15 protein-coding genes are annotated in these 23,009 nt (G+C 41.6%); 7 read left to right on the top strand and 8 right to left on the bottom strand.

The features are described from left to right. Positions 1–53: 53 nt before the first annotated feature. Complete coding sequence (locus IQ244_RS16220) at positions 54–455, bottom strand: hypothetical protein (RefSeq protein WP_193895823.1); 402 nt, start codon at positions 453–455, stop codon at positions 54–56. A 42-nt stretch (positions 456–497) separates the two neighbouring features. Continuing rightward, positions 498–2,585 carry an NAD(P)/FAD-dependent oxidoreductase gene (locus IQ244_RS16225; RefSeq protein ID WP_193895825.1) on the bottom strand — a complete coding sequence of 696 codons (2,088 nt, stop codon included), beginning with the start codon at positions 2,583–2,585 and terminating at the stop codon, positions 498–500. A gap of 161 nt (positions 2,586–2,746) precedes the next feature. Between IQ244_RS16225 and IQ244_RS16230 the strand changes: the two genes are divergently transcribed. Beyond that, positions 2,747–2,980 (top strand): hypothetical protein, encoded by a 234-nt coding sequence (locus tag IQ244_RS16230; RefSeq protein ID WP_193895827.1) that lies wholly within the window; start codon positions 2,747–2,749, stop codon positions 2,978–2,980. 345 nt (positions 2,981–3,325) lie between these two features. Here IQ244_RS16230 and IQ244_RS16235 read toward each other — a convergent pair whose 3' ends face one another. The 3 genes from IQ244_RS16235 to cimA all read right to left on the bottom strand — a co-directional run bounded on the left by IQ244_RS16235 (position 3,326) and on the right by cimA (position 8,720). Then, positions 3,326–6,025, bottom strand: coding sequence for a CHAT domain-containing tetratricopeptide repeat protein (locus tag IQ244_RS16235; RefSeq protein ID WP_322746075.1), 2,700 nt, complete (start codon positions 6,023–6,025; stop codon positions 3,326–3,328). Positions 6,026–6,334: 309 nt separating this feature from the next. Continuing rightward, positions 6,335–6,952 carry a Uma2 family endonuclease gene (locus IQ244_RS16240; RefSeq protein WP_193895829.1) on the bottom strand — a complete coding sequence of 206 codons (618 nt, stop codon included), beginning with the start codon at positions 6,950–6,952 and terminating at the stop codon, positions 6,335–6,337. A gap of 133 nt (positions 6,953–7,085) precedes the next feature. Continuing rightward, positions 7,086–8,720 (bottom strand): citramalate synthase, encoded by a 1,635-nt coding sequence (gene cimA / locus IQ244_RS16245; protein ID WP_193895831.1) that lies wholly within the window; start codon positions 8,718–8,720, stop codon positions 7,086–7,088. A gap of 453 nt (positions 8,721–9,173) precedes the next feature. Here cimA and IQ244_RS16250 point away from each other — a divergent pair, with 453 nt between their 5' ends. The 3 genes from IQ244_RS16250 to IQ244_RS16260 all read left to right on the top strand — a co-directional run bounded on the left by IQ244_RS16250 (position 9,174) and on the right by IQ244_RS16260 (position 14,120). Beyond that, a complete protein-coding gene (locus IQ244_RS16250; protein WP_193895833.1) occupies positions 9,174–9,641 on the top strand; it encodes a hypothetical protein in 468 nt (155 codons plus the stop codon). Positions 9,642–9,907: 266 nt separating this feature from the next. Further along, on the top strand, positions 9,908–11,863 hold the full coding sequence (gene thiO, locus IQ244_RS16255) for a glycine oxidase ThiO (RefSeq protein ID WP_193895835.1): 1,956 nt from the start codon (positions 9,908–9,910) through the stop codon (positions 11,861–11,863). Positions 11,864–12,215: 352 nt separating this feature from the next. Next, positions 12,216–14,120 (top strand): DUF3352 domain-containing protein, encoded by a 1,905-nt coding sequence (locus IQ244_RS16260; RefSeq protein ID WP_193895837.1) that lies wholly within the window; start codon positions 12,216–12,218, stop codon positions 14,118–14,120. Positions 14,121–14,187: 67 nt separating this feature from the next. On the opposite strand, the gene IQ244_RS16265 is transcribed toward IQ244_RS16260, so the two are convergent. The 3 genes from IQ244_RS16265 to IQ244_RS16275 all read right to left on the bottom strand — a co-directional run bounded on the left by IQ244_RS16265 (position 14,188) and on the right by IQ244_RS16275 (position 17,908). Continuing rightward, positions 14,188–15,225 carry an aldo/keto reductase gene (locus tag IQ244_RS16265; RefSeq protein WP_193895839.1) on the bottom strand — a complete coding sequence of 346 codons (1,038 nt, stop codon included), beginning with the start codon at positions 15,223–15,225 and terminating at the stop codon, positions 14,188–14,190. Between the two features lie 169 nt (positions 15,226–15,394). Then, positions 15,395–16,375, bottom strand: a complete 981-nt coding sequence (locus IQ244_RS16270; RefSeq protein ID WP_193895842.1) for an aldo/keto reductase — start codon at positions 16,373–16,375, stop codon at positions 15,395–15,397. A gap of 153 nt (positions 16,376–16,528) precedes the next feature. Then, positions 16,529–17,908, bottom strand: coding sequence for a response regulator (locus tag IQ244_RS16275; RefSeq protein ID WP_193895844.1), 1,380 nt, complete (start codon positions 17,906–17,908; stop codon positions 16,529–16,531). A 906-nt stretch (positions 17,909–18,814) separates the two neighbouring features. Here IQ244_RS16275 and IQ244_RS16280 point away from each other — a divergent pair. The 3 genes from IQ244_RS16280 to IQ244_RS16290 are packed head-to-tail and all read left to right on the top strand — an operon-like array spanning position 18,815 to position 22,560. Next, the gene (locus tag IQ244_RS16280; RefSeq protein ID WP_193895846.1) at positions 18,815–19,489 is read left to right on the top strand and encodes a vWA domain-containing protein; all 675 of its coding nucleotides are present in this window, start codon (positions 18,815–18,817) and stop codon (positions 19,487–19,489) included. Positions 19,490–19,539: 50 nt separating this feature from the next. Then, a complete protein-coding gene (locus IQ244_RS16285; RefSeq protein WP_193895848.1) occupies positions 19,540–20,322 on the top strand; it encodes a PP2C family serine/threonine-protein phosphatase in 783 nt (260 codons plus the stop codon). Positions 20,323–20,379: 57 nt separating this feature from the next. Further along, positions 20,380–22,560 (top strand): tetratricopeptide repeat protein, encoded by a 2,181-nt coding sequence (locus tag IQ244_RS16290; RefSeq protein ID WP_193895850.1) that lies wholly within the window; start codon positions 20,380–20,382, stop codon positions 22,558–22,560. Positions 22,561–23,009: the final 449 nt, after the last annotated feature.

The following is a 23,009-nucleotide window of genomic DNA, read 5'->3' on the forward strand; positions in this document are numbered from 1 at the left end:
GAAAATAGCTGGTTGGGTTTAGCGATCGCTAAACCCAACCTTGTATATTGAGGCTAAATAAATTCTAGACCTGCCATCTCAAGCACAAATATGCCAGGAATCTTACCTAGCTGTTCAATAGATAAAACATAATCGTTGAAATGATCCATATTTTCATCTGTATCAGAACTAATTTCTAAGCGCGAATTGCAGGTGGCAATAATTTCTTTGTCTGGATGATGTTGACCAAAGCGATTTGCCATTTCTTGTGATTCTTGTAAGACAGATGGTTCCATGTCTAGGTAAATATATAGCGCCCAGCGATCAAAGCTCAATGTCAGACGATTCTCACCATGAGAGACACTCATTGATGGCTTAGTAGGATCATGATTGAAAAAATTCACAAGTTTTATCTCAGCATCTTGAAGTGTTATGCCACAATCAGGTGCGATGAGAGCAAGAGCGTTGTATGACATTGGAAGCAGTTTCAACTCCAAAACTGAATAACTATTTTTAACTTACGAATTACGAATGGGTATTACTGCTTCTGGGTTGACTGTGGCTGCTTGATTTGGTGATCTCGGTTTACCTGTAGTAATTACGTAGCGGAGTGTTAGTAATTGCAACCACAACTCTGGATTGCGGAGTTCTAACCAAGGTTGAATCCAATTGAGAAAACTGGGAAACCAAGGACTCAGCAATATCCTAATTAGGGCATAAGTACTAAAGTTAAAATAACTACCCAGCCATCGGAATAAATCTCTAGGGCCTGCCAGTTCCCAAATCCATAACAACAAGGCAGGATTTTTGCGGGCGGCTTTGAGTGCCAAGCGATTAAAGGTTAACCAATCACACCTATCTTTGATGAAATTATCCGCAACTGCTGGCGGTTCATCTGCTAATAGCCCAAAGAAGGTATTCAGCATCGAGTTAATGCGCTGGGGAGGGATGAATTTCCCTGTTGGCACCATCATGCCTTTAGAAAATAGCCACGTTACTGAAACATTGCTTTGATAAGCCCGAATTTGATTTAAGTGGCGGAAACTCAACAAGTCATGCTTGAGGGCGGTATCTAACAAAGTTGTTAAGCGTTCTAAGTTCCGCACCAAGGAACCAAAACCCGTAAATACCAGCGGAGATTGCAGGGATGCAGCATCACCGATCGCAATTAATCTATCAACAGCAACTTGGCGATCGCTACTACTCACACTAAAATGCCCTGGTATGTATCCAAATGTCGGCTTTTTCCACACCAGTTTATCCATGTCGCAGCGGCGATACTCTGGCAAAATCGTGAAAAAGTCCTCATACATCTCTAGTAGAGAACCGGGATTATCGGGGTGGACTTCGTGGTAGTGAAATAAATAAATTGTGAGTTCCTCACCCGCACCGGGAAACAATTCCCAAATCAACTGTCTTCCCCGTGAAATGTCACCGTGACTGTACAGCACATCACCATATTGGGAATCCCAAACTTCTGGCTCAAATCCGCCATCAACCACTGCACCCACAGTCGGACAAACACTATCAAAAGCCCGACCGCCATTTAATTGCCACGCAATGGGCGAAGCGGTTCCCATTGCATCGATTAACAATCGCCCAGTTACTTGCTTATCTGCTTGGGTGGGTAAATGTTGGACTGTGACTACAACTTGTTTATCATCAATATCCGCACGGATAAATTCAGTTTCGTCCCAGATATCACCGCCAGCCGCCCGTAGCTTTTGACCGCACATTCGCAGCCATTTCTCTGAATCTAAAGCAATATTTAATACTGTGGGGGTGTGGAGAATTGGCGATCGCAATTTTGGCGGATTATTCCCATCAAAAAATTTGTTAAATCCGTCTTTGTATTCTCTGACAATAATGCTTTCTAACTCGCTGGATGTTACCAAACCCAGATTGAGTAAGCTTTGTAATTCATCACGCGAAATATTCCATTCGCGGTTCATCCTACCAAAAGGTAAACGTTCCACCAACAATACTTTATATCCCAGTTTAGCCATTACTGCCGCGTGGACTGCCCCTAGTGCGCCACCGATGTAAATCAAATCATAATCTAACTTGGGATTTGGGGTTTGAGATTTAGGATTGGAGAAAACTACCTGACGCGGTTCTTGGGGATAACGTACACCTTCGCGCCAGCGTTGTTCCCACCAATAGGCGCGTTTCAGGTCATACTCGCCATTAGGCATTTTCTGAAAATATTTAGCCGTGAGTGGATAATATGGCGCTAACGCTTCAAAAATTGATTGTTGGGATAAATCAATCGCTGGTGGTTTGGGGTACTGATGGGGAAAGCGTTGTCTGATTTCGGTTTTGAGGCGGAGTAAAATCTCCTTTTCTTGAGGGAAAGGCTGATCTGACCAACGGAAAACCTTTAAATAAGTAGTTCTCTGCACCGACCACACAAAAATTGAAATTTCTGTCGGTAATTTTTCGGAAATAGCCTGCTCAGATGCTGTATAGTCTGTAAGTAATTTCAGGCAGAAACCATCTGGAGTCAGTAATTTTTCCCCAATTCCTGGTTCAAACTCCACTTGCAGCCATTGACGTACCGCTGCTGTGTCTGGAATTGGCACTTCTAAATAAAGGACTTCTTTCATGTTTCCTTGACATCTCCGCTTAAAATACTCATTTCGACAGATTTATTAATGGCGAAAATTCCGGTAGACTCCGCCCTATTAGCCAAATAAAGATTCTGTAAAGACCTTTTAATAATTTGTCAAACTTTTTTATTCATTTTGTAACTTTGTAAACCCACGCCATGAATTATCCCATTCCCGACAGCCCTCAAGACATTCTCGCCTTACAACAAAAGCCAGTTGATGAAGAACTTGTAGCTTCCGCGATCGCCGGAGTAATTAAAATTGTCCGTTCTCAAGGTAAATCTTTGGAAGACTTAACCGCCCAAATTCTGGAAGATGATCCATTATTAGATCGGCAGCAACGACGTTGGCTAAGTCAATTGCTGGCTCAAGCCTGGGAAAGTTTTACCTAGAAGACAAAAGAGAGTCCTCCTAAAACAAGCTTCAGAGCGAAGAATCAAAGAGGGGCGAGAGGCTAGGGGTTAGTATTTTTACTCAGCACTCCATACTTTCAACACCGAAAGGAAAATGTTGTTACTCCTATAACCTGGCACTTCTTATAAATTAATATAATGCTGGCGTAGGTTGGGTGAAGCGTAGCGTAACCCAACATTCAAGAGGCTTGGGATTGTTGAGGTTAACTTTTACCCAACCTTAATATATTGAGATCTGTTGTGGATTTAAAACCCACTAGTACAGTATCTGGAATCGCTAAAAGGCTTGTGGTATCACTATTCTTTCTTTTTCCTTTTGACTTTTTACTTTTGCCTTGTTGTACTAGTTATGGGTGTCCAATTACCAGAAGGAACAAAAGCCGCCCAATATTGCGGATGCTTATATTCCTGGCTATTGAGTAAATCTAACTGTGCAGTACGTAAAGCTTCATGCCTACCTTTACCTGCTTGCAAATTCTGGTAATACTTCACCATTAAATCCTTTGTCGCCGCATCATCCACCTGCCACAAACTTAAAACCTGACTTTGCGAACCAGCAATTACCAAAGCACGACGCAAACCATAAACACCATCACCAACCTTTACATCACCCTTACCAGTGTCACAAGCCGACAGCACAACTAATTGATTAGAACGTAAATCTAAACCAGCGACTTCCAGTGCTGTCAACACACCATCATCATTATTATTTGTGACTTGTTTACGTTTGTTAAACCCAGCCAACACCAACCCAGAACGCAACAAAGGATTTTCCACTTCTAAAATCTTCGGTTGACGCGGTGTTAATTCTAAATCTAGTGATGCGTTGAGATTTTGTTCAACATCAGCGATGAAGAAACCGTGAGTAGCTAAATGTAAAATACGAGGGCTTTGTAGTTGTTTAACTGCCGTTTCTGTCGCATCTTTACCTAACAGAATTTTTGCATTGGGTAAAACCTTTTTAATCCCTGCGGCTTCATCTTTAGTAGCAGGTAATGAGTCAAATTCTAGGTTTGCCAAATCACCAGAACGCCGATTTTGAGAACCACGCACACCCGATGTTTGAGCAGATGCTATTGTTTGCCCTTGATTGTTGTAGTCAATATCTGCCAACACAACAGGTGCAGAAGTATTGTTAACATTTGATTGAAAACGTAATAAATCCCGCCCACTGGTGAGATAAGAAAAAGCGTAACGTTGAATGAGGAATTTATCTTGCTCATCCTTGAGGGCTTCAAAGGGAATTAATGTTAATTGCCCATCGGGTGAGATTAATATATGTTTGGCATCACCCAATAAAGGACGGATGGGTGCGATTAATTTCTCATCTAAAGTACGGGCAAGTTTTTTGAATGTCCTTCCGGTGGCTAATGCTGCTCGAAAATCAATAGCTAACTTATCAATTTCTGCGGCTTCACCTAAATCAACCCACTTGGGTTCACCTTTGGAGCGTAAAACTGCCACAGCATAACGCGGTTTACCCCACTTTTGAGCATTCGTCTTGGCTTTGACATTGTATGGTTGATACTGGACAATTTCTACCAAAGCTGCATCTTGAGGTATTTTTGCTTGAATGGCTGTTAACTCTATTGGTTGAGTTTGCTGACGGAATTCGTCACTTTTAGCACTAATAGCTGCTTCTAATTTTTCCTTTTGTGCTTCCAGTTGCTCCAGTTGAGTTTTAAGGTTAGAAGTTTGTTGTCCTGAATCAGAGAATACTAATGTTGAGAGTTGCTGTTGTATTTGCAGCCATTGAGCAAATAATTTTTGAGTTTCTGGATTTTTGTTGATTTGAGCGCGTAAGATTTGAATACTGTCAGCTACGGCATCTAACACCAGCCCTTTGCGGCGGAGTACAGTAGTTAAAGCTAGAGATGCGGCTGTTTTTTGATTGCGAGCTTCTTGCAGGGATAGAGAGACAGTAGCATAGGTTGTCCCTAAAAAAGTCTCAATATAGCTCTGTTTTCTTTGTTCAGAGCCGATGGCAAAAATTATATTGAGATTTTGTCTTTCAACTTCTAAGCCACGGCGTAAGAAATGGATAGCACGAGTAATATCACCCTTTGCTTGGTACAGTCCTGCCAAATTATCCAACCTAGTGGCAGTGTTGGGATGAACATTCGACAGTACCTTCTCTGTAATAGCCAGAGCGCGGAGATACAAAGGTTCTGCCTGTTGATAATTTCCTTGTACACGATAGAGTAAAGCTAAATTATTTAAGCTAGTGGCGACATGAGGATGTTCTTTACCCAGCACCTTCTCATAGATAGCCAAAGCGCGGAGGTACAAAGATTCCGCTTGTTGATATTTCCCCTGTAACTCATAAATATTAGCCAAATTATTTAAACTTATGGCGACATGGGGATGCTCTTTACCCAGTGCCTTCTCATAGATAGCTAGGGAACGAAGATACAGTGGTTCCGCCTGTTGATAATTTCCCTGTAGGCGATACAGTTCTGCTAAATTATTCAAACTAGAAGCGACATGAGAATGTTCTTTACCCAGCGTTTTCTCTAAAATTGCTATAGCACGGAGATACAGCGGTTCCGCCTGTTGATAATTTCCTTGGAACTGATAAAGTAAAGCTAAATTATTTAAGCTAGTAGCGACATGGGGATGTTCTTTACCCAGCACTTTCTCTAAAATTCCTAGAGAACGGAGATACAGTGGTTCCGCCTGTTGATAATTTCCCTGAGCGCGATACAGTGCTGCTAAATTATTTAAGCTAATGGCTACATCGAGATTTTCTTTCCCCAGCACCATCTCATAGATAGCCAGTGCGCGTTTTGACAAAGGAATGCCAGTAGAGTATTTCCCTTCTTGATATAACTTGAGTGCCTGTTCATCAAGTTCTAAAGCTTCTTTTAACGCTGCTTGTTGCTCTGTTGAATATGCAGGAGTTTGCTGTTGCGCTATAGTTTTAACCGGCATACTCAACATTAGCTCTGTGGTCATCGCACCTGCTACTGTCCAAGGTGCTAGACATATACCCGCAGCATGAATTGCGCCTAATAACTTTTTCACACTTAAATTACAAGCTTTTTAGTTTGGCTATGAAATAGATCATGCCGGACTCAGCAATTTTCGCAAAGCAGTTGTCAAAAAATTCAACAACTCCCGTCTTATTCTTTGCGCCTTAGCGCCTCTGCGTGAGACAAAACCACATCCCACAACACCAAACGTAGAAAATTTACTGACACTTATACCTCAAAGCCTCACCTTTCACCTTCTGAACCTCAACATTCGAGCAAAAAGCTGGCAACTTTGTCTTCAGAACTCGAAAGTTCTTATTTCAAACAAGAATGTTGTTGTTTAAAACCTGAAAAGCCAAAATTAAGCAATGCTTTGAAAAATTTGTTCGAGAGTCAAATTTAGCTCTGGGAAAATCTGTGAGATGATGCGGTCATGATTGAGGAATTGGTGAACTTGGTATTCTCCATCAACTAACGAGTAAACCGAAATAGTAGGTTGTTTGGGATTACCGATAAATCGCCTACCGCCTAAAGCAGCATAATCTACAATCCAGTATTCAGGAATGCCTACCGCCTCATAATCAGCTGCTTTTTTTAAATAATCATCTCTCCAGTTAGTACTAACGACCTCAATTGCTAAAGGAATTGATTTAGCTTGGCTAACAGTTGATGCTTTTTTCCACAGAGGCTCATTCACTAAATTAGGCTGATTTAAGATCAGGATATCTGGTGAATAGGCTGATTCGCCTTCCAATGGTTTAATAAACGCTGTTTTGGGAATAAAGTAAGGCAGTTTTAAACGTTTATATTCTGTAACTATTTCTCCAACTAAAAATCCAATAAGCTGTTCATGGTCGCCAGTAGGTGGGGACATTTCAACAATTACTCCGTCGTGCAATTCATAGCGTCGCTGTTGTTTGTCTGGATACCAAGCGATAAATTCATCAAATGTAACTAGTTTACGTAAGGTTTGAGTCATCTGAGTGTTGAGTGTTGAGTGTTGAGTTCTGTAAAGCCCTGCGGGCATGGCTGCGCTTAGAGCGGTAGCGGGGCGTTCAGCCCGTGCTGAGTAATAATACTAGCCCCCAGCCGCTAGTTCCTAGTTCCTAATACTACGTCTTCAATGCTGCTTCGGCTTGGGAATGTAATAACAAACCATATTCCAATCCCTCAACTACTGCTTGATAGGAAGCTGCCAAAATATTGGTAGAAACGCCGATAGTTGTCCAGCGTTGATGGCCGTTTCCTGACTCTACTAAGGCTCTGGTTTTGGCTGCTGTACCCGCGTGTCCGTCGAGAATCCGCACTTTGTAATCTGTTAATTCAAACCTGGCGAGTTGGGGATAAAAGTTGACTAAAGCTTTACGTAAGGCTGCATCTAAAGCTGCAACGGGGCCGTTTCCTTCCGCTGCTTCCAAAATATTTTGCCTGTTGACAGCGACTTTCACTGTGGCTAAAGCACTACTGGTTTCTTTACCTTCCACTAAGTCACAATGTACTTGAAAGCCTTTGACTTCAAAAAATTCTTGTCTTGCGCCTAAAGCTTCATACATCAACAGTGCAAAACTCGCTTCTGCGGCTTCAAATTGATAGCCTTGGCTCTCCAATTGTTTGAGGCGTTGGAGAATTTGCCGCGCTTCTGGGGTTTGCTTATCTAATTCAATACCAAAAGTCCGGGCTTTGGCTAATACATTACTGAGTCCCGATTGTTCGGAAATTACTATCCGCCGCCGATTCCCGACTTGTTCCGGTTGAATGTGTTCATAAGTGAGGGGATTACGTTCAACTGCGGAGACATGAACGCCGCCTTTGTGAGCAAAAGCCGAACGTCCGACAAAGGGTGCGTGTTCATCAGGGGCAAGATTTACTACCTCACTGACAAAGCGACTCGCTTCTGTTAGTTGAATAAGCTGGTGTTCTCCGATACAGCTATAACCCATCTTTAATTGTAAGTTAGGTATTAAAGAACAAAGGTTGGCATTGCCGCAGCGTTCACCATATCCATTTATTGTTCCTTGTACCATTGTTGCCCCAGCCATAACAGCGGCTAGGGCATTTGCTACTGCCATATCGCAATCATTATGAGTATGAATGCCAATTTGAGGTTTTGTCATTGGTTTTTGACAAATGACAGATGATAAAAGACTATTAACAGTTTGCACACTTTCGCTGACTTCGTGAGGCAAAGTTCCGCCATTTGTATCACATAAAACGAGCCATTCAGCCCCTGCGGCGATCGCGGCCTGTAATGTCTGTAAAGCATAATCAGAGTTGTGTTTGTAGCCATCGAACCAATGTTCGGCATCGTAGATCACGCGTCTACCATGTGAGCGAAAATACTCAATAGTATCGCGGATCATCGCTAAATTTTCTTCTAAAGTTGTCTTGAGACTTTCTGTAACGTGTAAATCCCAAGATTTGCCAAAAATTGTTACCCAGCGAGAACCCGCCGTTAAAATTGCTTGCAACATTGGTTCAGCCTCGGCCACGGTATGGGGGCGACGCGTAGAACAAAATGCCACAATTTCTGAATGTTTGAGCGGATCTTCTTGGAGTTGCCAGAAAAATTGAACATCCTTCGGATTGGCACCAGGCCAACCGCCTTCAATGAAAGGAATTCTAAGTTGGTCGAGTCTTTTGGCAATGCGTAGCTTGTCTTCAATAGACACTGATAGCCCTTCGCATTGAGTGCCATCCCGTAGCGTGGTGTCATAAAGCCAAATTTGCGGAGAAGAATTTGTGGTCATAAGACAAGATCATGGGAGACAACTGTAGAGGAAATGTGCCAATATACAACAAAAAGCCAGTTTTGTAATTTAACTATGCCCAAAGTACTAGCTAAAAATACGTGCGTCTGTCGCTGCGCCCAACGCCGCGTTCAGGTAGATTAAGGCGTATAGGGAAATTTTGGGGTTTAAATTACAAAAAATTTTGCAGCAAAATGGTATTGACCTCTAAAACGGTGGTGCTAAAGCAAAGAACAGTCAGTTAGTTGGTAGTGATGGTGCTAGTGCGATCGATCAATCAAGTGATGTATTGACTGTGAATTAACGTCACAAAGGCCGCGATCGCTTCCTTCCCATTCTCCTACAATAGACCTGCGTTTAGCCCCTCAAGCAGAGGATGTTACGGATTATTGGATCAGGGCTATCGGATAGGACAGGAAATCAAAAGGTTAGGTTACAAAGGAGAAAAACAATATGGGTAGATGGACACCGCTTATTCTGATGGGTGGAGGCTTGGCAATTTTATTGGGTACATTGCTAGGCATCAACTTTCCAATGGGTGGAGGGCAACAAACTGCCAGCAATAATGCTCCCGGTGGCAAAACATCAAGAGTTCTCCCAGCTAATATTAATGTTAATAGCACTGCCCCCAGTAGAGGTAGTCGTGGCTTAAGTGAAGATAGAGCCAGCACTACCCAAGAAGATAATGCTCCCACAGAAGCTAGAGGCAGCAGAAGTGCTAGGCAGGAAAGTGTGAGACAGGAAAACCTGAATACCAACACAACTGAACGCCGCACCAGCGTTGCTCAAAATACTACTCCCAGCGAATCATTTTCCACTCCTGACAATACAGATATAACAAATACCAGAGAAGTACAATCAACTGATACATCCGTTAGTGATAACGAATCTACAAGAGAGCCAATTCGGGCTTTGTGGTAGGAAAGAAGGCAGAAGGCAGTGGTTCGACTGCGCTCACCAACCAGAGGCAGGAGGCAGGAGGCAGGAGAAAATTTTTACTCAGCACGGGCTAAACGCCCCGCTACCGCTCTAAGCGCAGCCATGCCCGCAGGGCTTTACAGCACTCAGCACTCAGCACTTAAGACTCCGCACTTGGTCAAAACTAGTCATTGGTTACAAGTTATTAGTTATAAGTTATTTAGTTGTGTACTAATGATCAATGGCTAATAACCAATGACTAATGACTAATGACTAGCGATGTTTTAATTATTGGTGGCGGTGTTATTGGCTTGGCGATCGCCGTCGAACTCAAATTGCGCGGGACAAATGTCACCGTGCTTTGTCGTGATTTCCAGGCTGCTGCTACCCATGCGGCTGCGGGGATGTTGGCACCAGATGCCGAAATTATCCAAGATGAGATTATGGGTAAGTTATGCAGGCGATCGCGTGCCTTATACCCAGAATGGACAAGTAAATTAGAAGATTTAACTGGTGTCAGTACTGGTTACTGGGCTTGTGGTATTCTTGCGCCTGTTTATCAAAAATTAGAGTCTCCGACAGCTGGTGAATCACCTGCTTATTGGTTAGATCAAACTGCCATTCATCAATATCAGCCAGGATTGGGAAATGATGTTGTCGGTGGCTGGTGGCATCCTGAAGATGCTCAAGTTGATAATCGGGCATTAGCCCAAGCACTGCGGACAGCTGTAAAATCCCTCGGTATTGAAATTCAAGACAACATCACAGTCGAGGGATTAATTCAACAGCAAGGGCAAGTTATCGGCGTACAAACCAACACAGGTGTAATTCGCGCCAGTCACTATGTTTTAGCGGCTGGTGCTTGGTCAAGTCAATTATTACCTTTACCTGTGACTCCGCGCAAAGGACAAATGCTAAATGTCCAATTACCTGATTTTGTGCCGGAATTGCCTCTGCGGCGAGTTTTATTTGGGGAAAATATTTACATCGTACCCAGGCGGAATCGTTCGATTATTTTGGGTGCGACTAGCGAAGATGTGGGTTTTACTCCCAATAACACCCCGGCGGGGATACAATCTTTACTTCAGCAAGCTATTCGCCTATATCCACAATTACAGGATTATTCCATCCAAGAATTTTGGTGGGGTTTTCGTCCGGCTACCCCAGATGAATTACCAATCCTCGGCACTAGCCACTGTGAAAACTTAACTTTGGCTACAGGTCATTATCGTAATGGTATTTTACTCGCGCCTGTGACAGCAGCGTTAATTGCTGATTTAATCTGCGAACACAAATCTGATCCAATACTTGCCCATTTCCATTATTCTCGGTTTCACACCCAGCCATCTACCGCCCCTATGCTCACTCACTCTGCCAATTTTACCAACGGCCATCGCCCAGTTTTATCACCACTACCTAATTCCCCACTTCCAGACTCCCCACTTGTAATTGCTGGCAAAACCTTCCAATCTCGCTTGATGACGGGAACCGGGAAGTATCGCAGTATTGCAGAAATGCAGCAAAGCATTATTACTAGTGGTTGTCAAATTGTCACTGTTGCAGTCAGACGAGTCCAAACCAAAACTCCGGGACATGAAGGTTTAGCGGAAGCATTAGATTGGTCAAAAATTTGGATGTTGCCAAATACTGCTGGTTGTCAAACTGCCGAAGAAGCGGTTCGTGTTGCCCGTTTGGGTAGAGAAATGGCAAAATTGTTGGGACAAGAAGATAATAATTTTGTGAAATTAGAAGTTATCCCCGATTCTAAATATTTATTACCAGATCCCATTGGGACGTTGCAAGCCGCCGAACAATTGGTAAAAGAAGGGTTTGCCGTATTACCGTATATTAATGCTGACCCAATGTTAGCCAAACGCTTAGAAGAAGTAGGCTGTGCAACAGTCATGCCTTTAGCATCACCCATCGGTTCAGGACAAGGATTAAAAACCACCGCCAATATCCAAATCATTATTGAAAACGCTAATGTGCCAGTTGTGGTGGATGCAGGTATTGGTTCACCATCAGAAGCATCTCAAGCAATGGAATTAGGCGCAGATGCCTTATTGATTAATAGTGCGATCGCTCTAGCCCAAAATGCCCCAGCAATGGCTTACGCGATGAATTTAGCAACCGTTGCTGGTCGTTTGGCATACTTAGCTGGCAGAATGCCCATCAAATCTTACGCTAGTCCTAGTTCACCTGTGACGGGGACAATCAATACTTAAGAACTTAAGCCTGTGTCAAAGATTTTTAGTTGAAGCTGTCAATAGTCCAAAATTAAGCTTTCTTGGGCTATTGACTCTTGACCATTGACTACTAATTGTTAAAACTAATTATTTTTTAAGACTGAATTTTAATTTTTCTCAAAAACTATTTATTTATTAGTAATAAAAATATAAAAAAGAAATCCGCATAATTGCGTTTTATGCTTTATACATTTAGTTGCTAGTACAGTACGGCGTAAATAAATTACACATTTCAAATTGCCAAAAAGGTTGCTTTATCAGCTTTTTGAATTTTGACTTCCGCCTTGCGGTACTAGGTTGCAATTCTAAAATCTAAAATCTAAAATTCAAAATGGTATCACCGATTATTACAGTATCGCTATTATCGGCTTTGGCAGTTGCTTCTCCTGTGGCTGAGACTAGTGAAACTGCGGCATCTACTACATCTATTACGCCAGCGATCGCTAATATCTTACCAGCTGATGCACCATTGGTAGGTTTAGTCAATACCAAGGTAGATGCTTGGACAGCCTTAAATCGTTTTTATTTATTTGAAAGAGCCTTTACAGCAGCCTCTAAATATTTACCACCTTCTTTTAAACTCAGCTATGTACGCGAGATTGAGTCTTTGCTAGGTGATCAAGTCGCATTTGCTTTTTTGCCCAAGGTTGAAGGTACAACTGCAACCATAGATAATAATTTTGTGATGCTGGCTCCTATCAAAGATGAGTCACGCATACAGCCTTTTATCGACTTACTTAAAAGTGGAGATCCAAAACGGGTAAAGGTTACGGAGTATAAAGGCATTACGATTGTGGAAGTGCAACCTCCAGAACAACCAAAATTACCAGAATCACCGGAAGCACCAGAAGCAACACCATCGCCGGAATCATCAGAATCAAATTCTGAAACCAAATTACCAGAATTATCGCCAGATCCAGCCAAGACACCCAAAATTGAACGCAAACCACAACTCAAGCAGGTTAGTTCTCAGAGAAAATCAAACTTAGCTGCTATACCACCGATTTTAGGTAATCCAGATTGGTTAAAAACAAGACCACGAGGAATTGCGATCGCTACTTTACCAGGTTACATTGTCACCGGAATTACAGCTAAACCCATTGAGCAGATCATTGATGCTTCTCAAGGAAATACTACTCTTGCCCAAAATCCCCAATTCCAGGACACAATCAAGAATCCTCAGTACGCTAAATCTTTGTTTTCTATTTATGAAAATTTAGCAACTTTTGTGCCTTTAATTAACGACATCACCAAAGATCCTAGTCTACCTTTTCCGATTCTTGGTGGTGAAACTATTAACATTGAGGAATTAAAAAACTTTGGTAGTGTTAATGGGTTTTTAACTGTAGAACCAGAAGGATTGCGCTTTCAAGCTACTGCCTATCGCCAAACTCCTAAATCAGAAAAAGATGAATTTCAAACGGAACAACCAGAGGCAATAGCATCAAGATTACCAGCTGCGACATACTCGGCAGCTACTGGTCACAACCTCAATCAGAAATGGTTAATTTTAGCAGAAGCTTTCAGTGCCAAGCCACAACTCAAAGAATATCTCACCCAACTCCGAAGTTTTGTTCTTAGCAGTACTAAACTCGATTTAGAAAAAGACATCCTCAATTGGATGAATGGTGACTATGCTTTCTTTCTGTTTCCTTCTAAGGGAGGTTTATTAGGTTCAGTTCCTAACTTGAATTTAGGCATAGGTATGGCTTTAGAAACTGACAATCGAGCCGCCGCAGAAACTACTTTGAAGAAGTTAGATGAATTCATTAAATCTTTTTCCACAGGAGAAGTTGTAGTCAATACTCATAATATAAAAGGTCAAACAGTCACCAGTTGGGATGTAGGCGGAGAAGCTTCACAAAGTTTACTGGCTTATAATTGGGTAGATGAGAAAACTGTTGTGATTACCACAGGGTTTGGCGCAATTCAAGATTTAGTCCCACAGCCTTATATTCAATTACCTTCAACTTATAACTTCAAAACTGCAACTAATCGTTTACCCAGTCCTAACTATGGGTATTTCTATTTGAATGGGGGGTCTACTTTATCATGGATTTATGGGTTTTTACCCAGTTTCTTTGATGATACAAATTTTCGACCTTGGAAACCCATTATCGGATCAGTTTACAGTCTCAGTGCTACGAGTTCTACCACATCAGATAAAGAACAATTCGATTTTCTTATGGTATTAGCTCCTAGTAGAAAGCCAATTAGTCCCACAATTAAAGAGTAATTACAGAAGCTAGAAAGTTAGAGAATTCAGATTTTGAATTCTCTGACCTTCTGAATTATTTAGTAAATCAACCTAACCACTCAGGATTAAGTGCTGTACTATCAAATTGACTAGTAGTTTTGAATAATTCATACTGGCCTTTAACAGCAGCTTGGCGAGTCCGATTTAGCAGTTCTTTAACTTGTGCTTGACTCATGGGTTGAAATGTCCGAATTGCTTCAAAAGCTTGGTCTAAGATTTTCATACTTTCAATGCCTGTAATCACGGTTGAAGTTGGTAAATTCATCGCGTAGTGTAGGCATTCTATAGGCTTAACTGTGTTGCTTTTGAGAATGTTTTGATCACCCATTGATTTCATTCCCAATACACCAATTCCATCTTTAACTAATCTGGGTAAAACTTGGCGTTCAAAACTGCGAAAATGCGCGTCCATGACATTTAATGGCATTTGGACTGTATCAAAACGAAAGTTGTTTTGAGCAGCAACATCAAGCATTCTCAGGTGAACTAAGGGGTCTTTGTGACCAGTAAAGCCGATGTAGCGAATTTTCCCGGCTTTTTGGGCTTCTAGAACCGCCTCCATTGCGCCACCAGGGGCAAAAATCCGGTCTGGGTCTTCCATACGGATGATTTCATGATGCTGCAATAAGTCTATGCGATCGCTCTGCAATCTTTTTAAAGAATCATTAATTTGCTTGGCCGCTGCTTCTTTAGTGCGACCATCTATTTTAGTCATCAGAAAGACTTTTTGCCGATAACCATCCCGGAGTGCTTTCCCCATACGGATTTCACTCCCACCGTTGTGATAGTCCCAGCTATTATCCATAAAGTTGATACCGCGATCAATCGCCTTACGGATCAGCCGAATCCCGTCTTCCTCATCTTTTGGTCTACCAATGTGGTGTCCGCCTAAACCAATTACCGAGACTCTTTCCCCAGTGCGTCCTAACTGTCGATAGATCATTTCGCCTGTTTTGGTCTGAGTAGGAGTAGGTTGATTTTGAGCTAAAGCTTGTTTAGCAAGTCCTGCTGAAGCTGCTAGTCCGATTGTTCCCAAACCGGAAGCAGAAGCTATCTTTAGTAAATCTCGTCTGCTGATCTCCACAAGTGAATCCTTGAAATCAAACTATTACATCCTCATAGCTTTGCACTGGCCAAAGTCGGGTGCATCTAACTGTTGAAGGAGAAGAGAATTGATGGAGAGATATATTAATTCACCTGTTGGGAATAGAAAGTAGGGGCTGAAATAAGAGTGATAAAGACTATTTTTAACGTTATTTAGTCTGAAAAATATTCTGCACCATAACTTTATTTGTACTTCCGGCGGCTTTATCTAACTCTGCTATTTCTGCTGCGTCGAGTTTCCAACCTAAAGCGCCAATATTTTCTTGTGCTTGGGCGAGGGATTTTGCACCGGGGATGGGAATAGTACCTTTACAGATACACCAGTTGATGGCTACCTGTGACATGGTTTTATTGCGAGATTGGGCTATTTCTTTTAAAGATGCTAAAAGCGATCGCACTCCTGGTAATAACTGTCTAAACAACAACCCACGAATACCTTTGGGAAAAGTCCCTGTCTCGGAATATTTACCTGTTAATATCCCCAAAGCCAAAGGACTGTAAGCAATCAGTTTAATACCCAATTCATCACACACATCTTTCAATCCCAGTTGTGTCACCGGATAAGTAGACAGTAAAGAATACTGAACTTGCAACGTAGAAATCGGTACACCTCTTTCGGCAAATCTTTGATGCACAATTTTTAACCGTGTTGGCCCGTAATTCGACAAACCAACACCTTTAACTAAACCTTGTTCGTAAAGGTCAGCTAAACCATTCAATAAGCCTTTTTCTTGCCAAGGTGCATAGTTGGCTGTAGACCAGTGCATTTGCACCAAATCGACATTTTTACCCAAGCGTTTGGCAGAAGACTGACAAGCTTTAATCATGGACTGGCGCGTCCATCGCCAAGGGTAAGCAGCCAGTTTTGTCGCAATGCAAATATTTTCCTGGTTTAAACCCTGATATTCTTGAGAAAACTTTCCTAGAAGTAACTCACTGCGCCCATTTAATCGGCCTGTACCGTAAGAATCACCAGTGTCAAATAAGGTCACACCATTACTGACACACAAGTTAAACACGGCTTGCAACTCGTCATCCATGTTTTCGCTGTATCCCCACAGAAGTTGGTTTCCCCACGCCCAAGTTCCACAACCCATAGTTGATAGGGATAGTTTTCGACTGATTTGCATTTTGATTGTCAATCACGCACCATCTGTATTATCTGCGGACATCGCCCTTTAATTTCATCCTGAGTTTTGAGTGCTGAGTGCTGTTAGCGGTAGCGGGGCGTTTAGCCCGTGCTAAGTAAAAATTTTCTCCTGCCTCCTGCCTCTTGCCTTCTTTCAAACCAAGTGCATAAACACAAGTTTCAGTAATTCTGCACGGGTAAAAGGTTTGGTTAAATAACCAGAGGCTCCAACTAATCTGGCTTTAACTTTATCAACAAGTCCTTTATTACCTGTGACAAAAATAATTGGAGTATGTTTAAACAGAGAATTATTCCGAATTATTTTGCATAATTCGTAGCCGTCAATTCCAGCCATATTCAGATCTAACAAAATTAAGTCTGGTTTATGGCGAATAATCGACATCACCGCTTTGAGTGGATCATCAATTGTCACTACAGAAAAATTCTCACTTTCTAAGAACCGACTAATTTCTTTGAGAATTGTCGGGCTATCATCAACAGAAATGATTTTATAAGTCTTTTTGGCAGTTACGGTATTAGTCGTTACTCTTTCAGGGGCGGAATTTATGGTATTTAGTATTATTAATTCCTGAAGATTTTGGCTTGATAGTGGAGAAGTTTTTAGCGATCGCACTACAAGCGTCAAATCTTCTACAGCCGATTCAGCGTTACGGTTACTGGGTTCTACTACCGTGTCAATGAATTGTCTGTTAAGTAATGCTGTGGTGTATCGAGAAGATGCTAAGACTTCTGGCTGATACTTAGGTAACAGATCAAATGGTGGATCTGGTTCATGTAGAATCACCCCACCTTGGACAATATGAGGGTATAAATGTTGCACCAATTGCATTTCATCTTGATTCATAATTACAGCCAGATGACGTAGGCTAAAACCTTTCATCCAAATAGTTAATTCTGGCGGTAGTTTTGGTAAATTTTTGCTAGTTAATTTACTGTTAATTAACAGGTATGGACGCTGATATGGAGAAGAAATTTGAGGGGTGAAAGATTGCCAATTTTGTAAGCGGATTTGGCAAATATCCAGAGTTCTTTCTACATCCAGACGACAGATTTTTGTCACTGTTTGCTGTGCATCACTTAAAGCATAAGTCCCTGTTTTCACTAGCAAAAATGATTCAATTACTTCTTTGACCAGTTCTTGAATCAAAGTTGTGGCTTGTGCATCATCCAGATAACCTTCGTTGATTAGCCAATGAATTGCTTGATAATCAGCCGGTTGAGTTGATAAATCGCTACTATCAGCAATAGACTGATTGAACAACTCTTGTTCAAAGGTCATACGTAATTGCACACGGGTTTCGCTAGTGAGCAAATTGAGTCGGCGCAAATGGCGTTCTAACCTATCAAAAGGTTCAACGGAGTTTGTCGCATAGATTATGGCTCCATTTTCTAAATAAATCAACCAAGTAACTAAGTTACTAAAGGCTTGTAAACAAGTAGTGTCAACACCATTAGATAGTTGTTTTAATAAACCATAAGGACGTAGCACTGTAAATGTACCGAAATTAGGCATTTTAAAAAATTGTTTTAGAAGATTATACAGAATTTATGTAAATTTAGATTCTTATGTATGTTTTACTTTATTAGTTTTAATATGTCTCCAAGAAAATTATTTTCTCGAAGAAGAATATAAATCTATATTAAAAGTTATGGCAATCATTGCCTCACTCAGGGAACTTGACGAACTACTTAGACTAAAAGGCAATACCCATAAAATAAGTTTCATGACTATGTTTGAAAAATGAGCTATGAAACTAGTATTTTTACTCAGTCATCATTGAAAGCTCAGTTTCACTAATATCTACAGATAGAATTCTTGAAGGAGTAGCAATTACAGACATAACCGAGAAAACTGCCAAAGCAAAAATCTTTAATTTTTTTAAGGATGAGTTTCCCCAATTAGGCTAGATTAAGGCTCAGAAAAATACATCCTTCATAAGATAGATAATTTATTTCTGAGAAATCCCTAGAAAAATGAATAAAAGATGAAAATTTTACTTGCTCGACTCAGTATGAAGGCGAAAAGTGAGCTTAACGTTTTACCTGGCTGTGAACTTGGATAAATTAACACTTTTTGTTGGCACAAAAATGATATATCCCACATGAAATCTTTAAAATTTTATCTAGGTAAATTTTCATGTTTATTATATTCTATCGCTTGCCCTACATAAATTCTTGTAGTTCCGAGAATGACTGCAACATAAACTCTTCGTAAATTTTTGCATTCTCAACCAGAACTTGATGAAAACTTTATTAAATGTGTAGAGAATTTAAGGAAAAGTATTTGTTTAATGGTTACATGAAGACTCAACTAGCGATCGCCAAAAATTCACTTATTCCCTTTAGGCTCCGGAAACTTAACTATATACTTTGAAAAAAGGAAAATAAAGCTTTGGACTATAACATAACACAAAAAGTTATGCAAGATACATTAACTCTGGATGAAGTAGTAGAATTTGCGGAAAACCCTGAACCTCGTTGTCCTTGTGTGTTGTTACTAGATACATCTGGTTCAATGCAAGGAGAAGCCATAGAAGCTTTAAATCAAGGCTTGCTGAGTTTGAAAGATGAATTAGTCAAAAATTCCTTAGCGGCGCGGCGAGTAGAAGTAGCGATCGTTACTTTTGATAGCCAAGTAAACGTCATCCAAGACTTTGTGACAGCGGATTTATTTAATCCCCCCATTTTGACAGCCCAAGGCCTGACCAGTATGGGTTCAGGGATTCATAAAGCCTTAGACATGGTACAAGAGCGCAAATCCTTATATCGTGCTAACGGCATAGCCTATTATCGTCCTTGGGTATTTATGATTACCGATGGCGAACCCCAAGGTGAACAAGAACATTTAGTAGCCCAAGCCGCACAACGAGTTCAAGGTGACGAAGCCAATAAGCGCGTAGCCTTTTTCTCAGTTGGTGTGGAAAACGCCAACATGACAAGGCTAAATCAGTTAGCTGTGCGGACACCACTGAAACTGCGCGGACTTAACTTCGTGGAAATGTTTATGTGGTTGTCAGCGAGTATGGCGGCTGTTTCCCACTCCCAAGTAGATGAACAAGTAGCACTACCGCCAATTGGCTGGGGTTCAATTTAATCGCGCGATCGCGGTTTAATACTTACACAGCCAGCCCAGACAAAGAATCTATGAACACATCAAAACAGATTGATCATTGGCGGGTAGTCGCCGCATCTGTATGTGGTACCAGCCACATCAGAAATAAGCAGCTGTGTCAGGATGCTCACAACTGGCAGCTATTGCCAGACAATATATTAGTAGCCGCAGCAGCCGATGGCGCAGGTTCTGCCAGTCAGGGGAAAATTGGCGCAATGGTAGCCACCGAAGCAGCTGTAGAACATTTATCTATTAAAGAAGTCTCTCGCGCTTTTTTAGCTGATGATTTGGTCGTGCAATCCTTGTTAAGTGATGCCTTACTCGCTGCCAAAAAAGCCGTAGAAACTGAAGCCGCCGCCTGTAACCAACAGCCCCAAGATTTGGCAACTACCTTAATCATCACCATCGCCACACCAGAAATGGTAGCAGCAGCCCAAATCGGTGACGGTATGGCAGTCGCAAAGAATCGTCAAGGAAATTTAATTGCGCTAACCATACCCAATAACGGAGAATATATCAACGAAACGACTTTTTTGACTTCCTTGGATGCTATAGATACAGCACAAATGAGATTATGGCGTGAAGAAATAGTCAACGTTGGTATCCTCACCGATGGACTACAAATGCTGGCGTTGAACATGGTTGTTGGTGAACCTCACAAACCCTTCTTTTTTCCTTTGTTTGATTTTATTGAAAACGCTGAGGATAAAACATTAGCGAAAGAGCAACTGGTGAGGTTTTTAGGTTCGGAGCGGATTACACAACGTACCGACGATGATTTAACACTAATGATTGCTGCCTTCAACCGCTCATAGACAAGGATTCTGCAAGTTCGGTCTTTTTATATAACCCCCGTTAACTGTGACTTAAACATGAAGGTACTACGTTGTCTTCCCCAGCCAGAAATTATCAACCTCAGCGTTAGCTTAGGACGAGGTGGTGAAGCCTGTATTTATGCAGTGCCATCTGATGGCGATTTAGTGGCGAAGGTTTATCACAAACCCACAGCCAATCATGCTAAAAAACTGCAAGCTATGCTGGCTAACCCACCGGAAAATCCCACAGCTAACTTGGGGCATATTTCCATCGCTTGGCCGCAAGAACTAATCAAAACGGCAGATGGGAGCAAAAGCGTTATTGGTTTCATCATGCCCCGAATTCGGGGAATGCGGCCAATTATCGATTTTTACAACCCTAGAACCCGTCGCCAACACTGCCCGTTATTTAACTATCAATACTTAGTTCGCACAGCGCGTAATTTAGCGGCAGCTTTTGCGGCTTTGCACACCAGTGGTTATTGCGTGGGTGATGTCAACGAGTCCAACATCTTAGTCAGCGACACTGCACTGGTGAGTTTAGTAGATACTGACTCTTTCCAAGTGCCAGATGTAAAAAACAATCTGGTTTACCGCTGTGGAGTGGGTAAACCAGAGTTTACGCCACCAGAACTACAAAATAAAGTCTTCGCCCAACACGATCGCCACATCAGTCACGACTCCTTTGGTTTGGCAGTGCTAATCTTCCAATTGTTAATGGAAGGTACACATCCCTTTTCCGGGATTTTTCAAGGCACCGCCGAACCACCAGCCTACGAAGTCCGCATTGCCGCTGGACATTTTACCTATAGCCAACACCGTCAAGTTCCTTACCTGCCAACTCCCATTGCCCCCCCTTGGGAAATGCTACATCCCAGCTTGCAGGAATTGTTTGTCCAGTGTTTTGAAGCAGGTCATAATAATCCACAGTTACGTCCTAGCGCTCAAAGTTGGCTGTCTGCCCTCACCGAAGCGGAAGATTCGTTGATTACTTGCACCACTAATCCGCAGCATCGTTACAGCAACCACCTGCACGACTGCCCTTGGTGTGAACGTTCTTTGCGCTTAGGCGGGCGTGATCCCTTTCCATCACAACGGGCAATTGAAAATAAAGAACATCTCAAACCCCGTACCATCCCCACAAGACGGTACAATCAGCCAACACGCATACCACAGCCAGCTATGTCATTTGCGCGGGCAAATTCTTGGCAAGCAAACAATCAGCCCACATATTTTCCTTATCAGCGGCGCAAAATATCAAAACTTTACCCCATAGTTTTAGGTTGTGTGGGTTTGGGGATGTTGGGTTATTTGGATGTGATGGTAAAATTCACTCATCCGTTGGTATCACAGAATACCTATACCCAACAAACTTTGAGGGCAAATTCCAAACCGAGTCATCAAGCTCTCCAGTTTGCCGATTATTACAAACAAGGCCATGCTGCTTACCAAGTGCGCGACTTTAAGCAAGCAGCCGAAAACTTTACTAAAGCCATCCAAGAAGAACCAAACTATGCCAAAGCTTTTATTAACCGAGGTAATGCTCGTTACAACTTAAAAGACTATGAAGGGGCAGTAACAGACTATTCCCAAGCTCTGCAAATCAATCCCCAGGAAGTCAAAGCCTTTGTTAATCGCGGTAACGCTCGCTATATGTTGGCTGAGTATAGCAACGATCCAGATCGAGAATATCATTTAGCGATCGCGGATTTTAACAACGCCATTCGCCTCAACATTAAAGAAGCCGAAGCCTATATCAGAAGAGGGATTGTCCGGGCGCAGATAGCTAAGTACAGCGGTGAATCTATCCAAGAGTTTCAAAAATCCATAGCAGATTTCTCAGAAGCCATTAAACTCAACGCCTCCAAAGCCGAAGCTTATTTCCAGCGAGGTTCGGTATACTATCAAATGGCTCAATATAGTACCGATTACGCTCAACAATACCAAAAAGCGATCGCGGACTTTGACCAAGCATTACAACTAAACGAAAAACTGGCAAAAGTGTATCTCAAACGCGGTATGGTACGCTACGAAATTGCCCAATACGGTGGAAAAGAAGCCGCCAAAAACAATCACGAAGCCGTCGAAGATTTACAATTAGCCGCCAAACTTGCCTTAGAACAAGAAGATACCGAAAACTACCAGCAAGCACTCAGCAGTATGTGCGTGATCATTGAAAGTCAATGTAATGCTTTGCTGCAAAGTTCTAGCGCCTGGGGAAATGTCGGGACAAATTAGGGAGGAATCATTGGTCATTTGTCAATAATCCTGATTGAGGATTAACAATAAGATCCCCGACTTCTTACATAAGCCGGGGATCTAGCAATTTTTATTTTCACAAAATAATTTTTATACAGGTAAAATTTGCTACTAATTTATTACTAAAAAATTGTTGTATCAATATAAGCAAAAGCAACTTAGATCAGGATTATAGAAATATCATCCTGATTATTTTTTTAGTAACATTTATATTTATTTAAGTGAGAAAATTTTCCGTGTAAAAACTATTCATAAACCTTTTACACATAAAAGATTTTAATTTACTTTCCCTTCATACAAGTAGCAAAAATTCTAGTTAGATTATTTACGGAGAAAAACAGAGAAAAACAATTTTTCTCAAACCAAGTGCATCCTCTTCATCTCCAGAAATTCAAAATAATAATTCCCTACAAATCTCCGAGGTAATT

Source organism: Nostoc sp. LEGE 06077, from assembly GCF_015207705.1.
In the GTDB taxonomy this organism is placed as follows: domain Bacteria; phylum Cyanobacteriota; class Cyanobacteriia; order Cyanobacteriales; family Nostocaceae; genus Nostoc_B.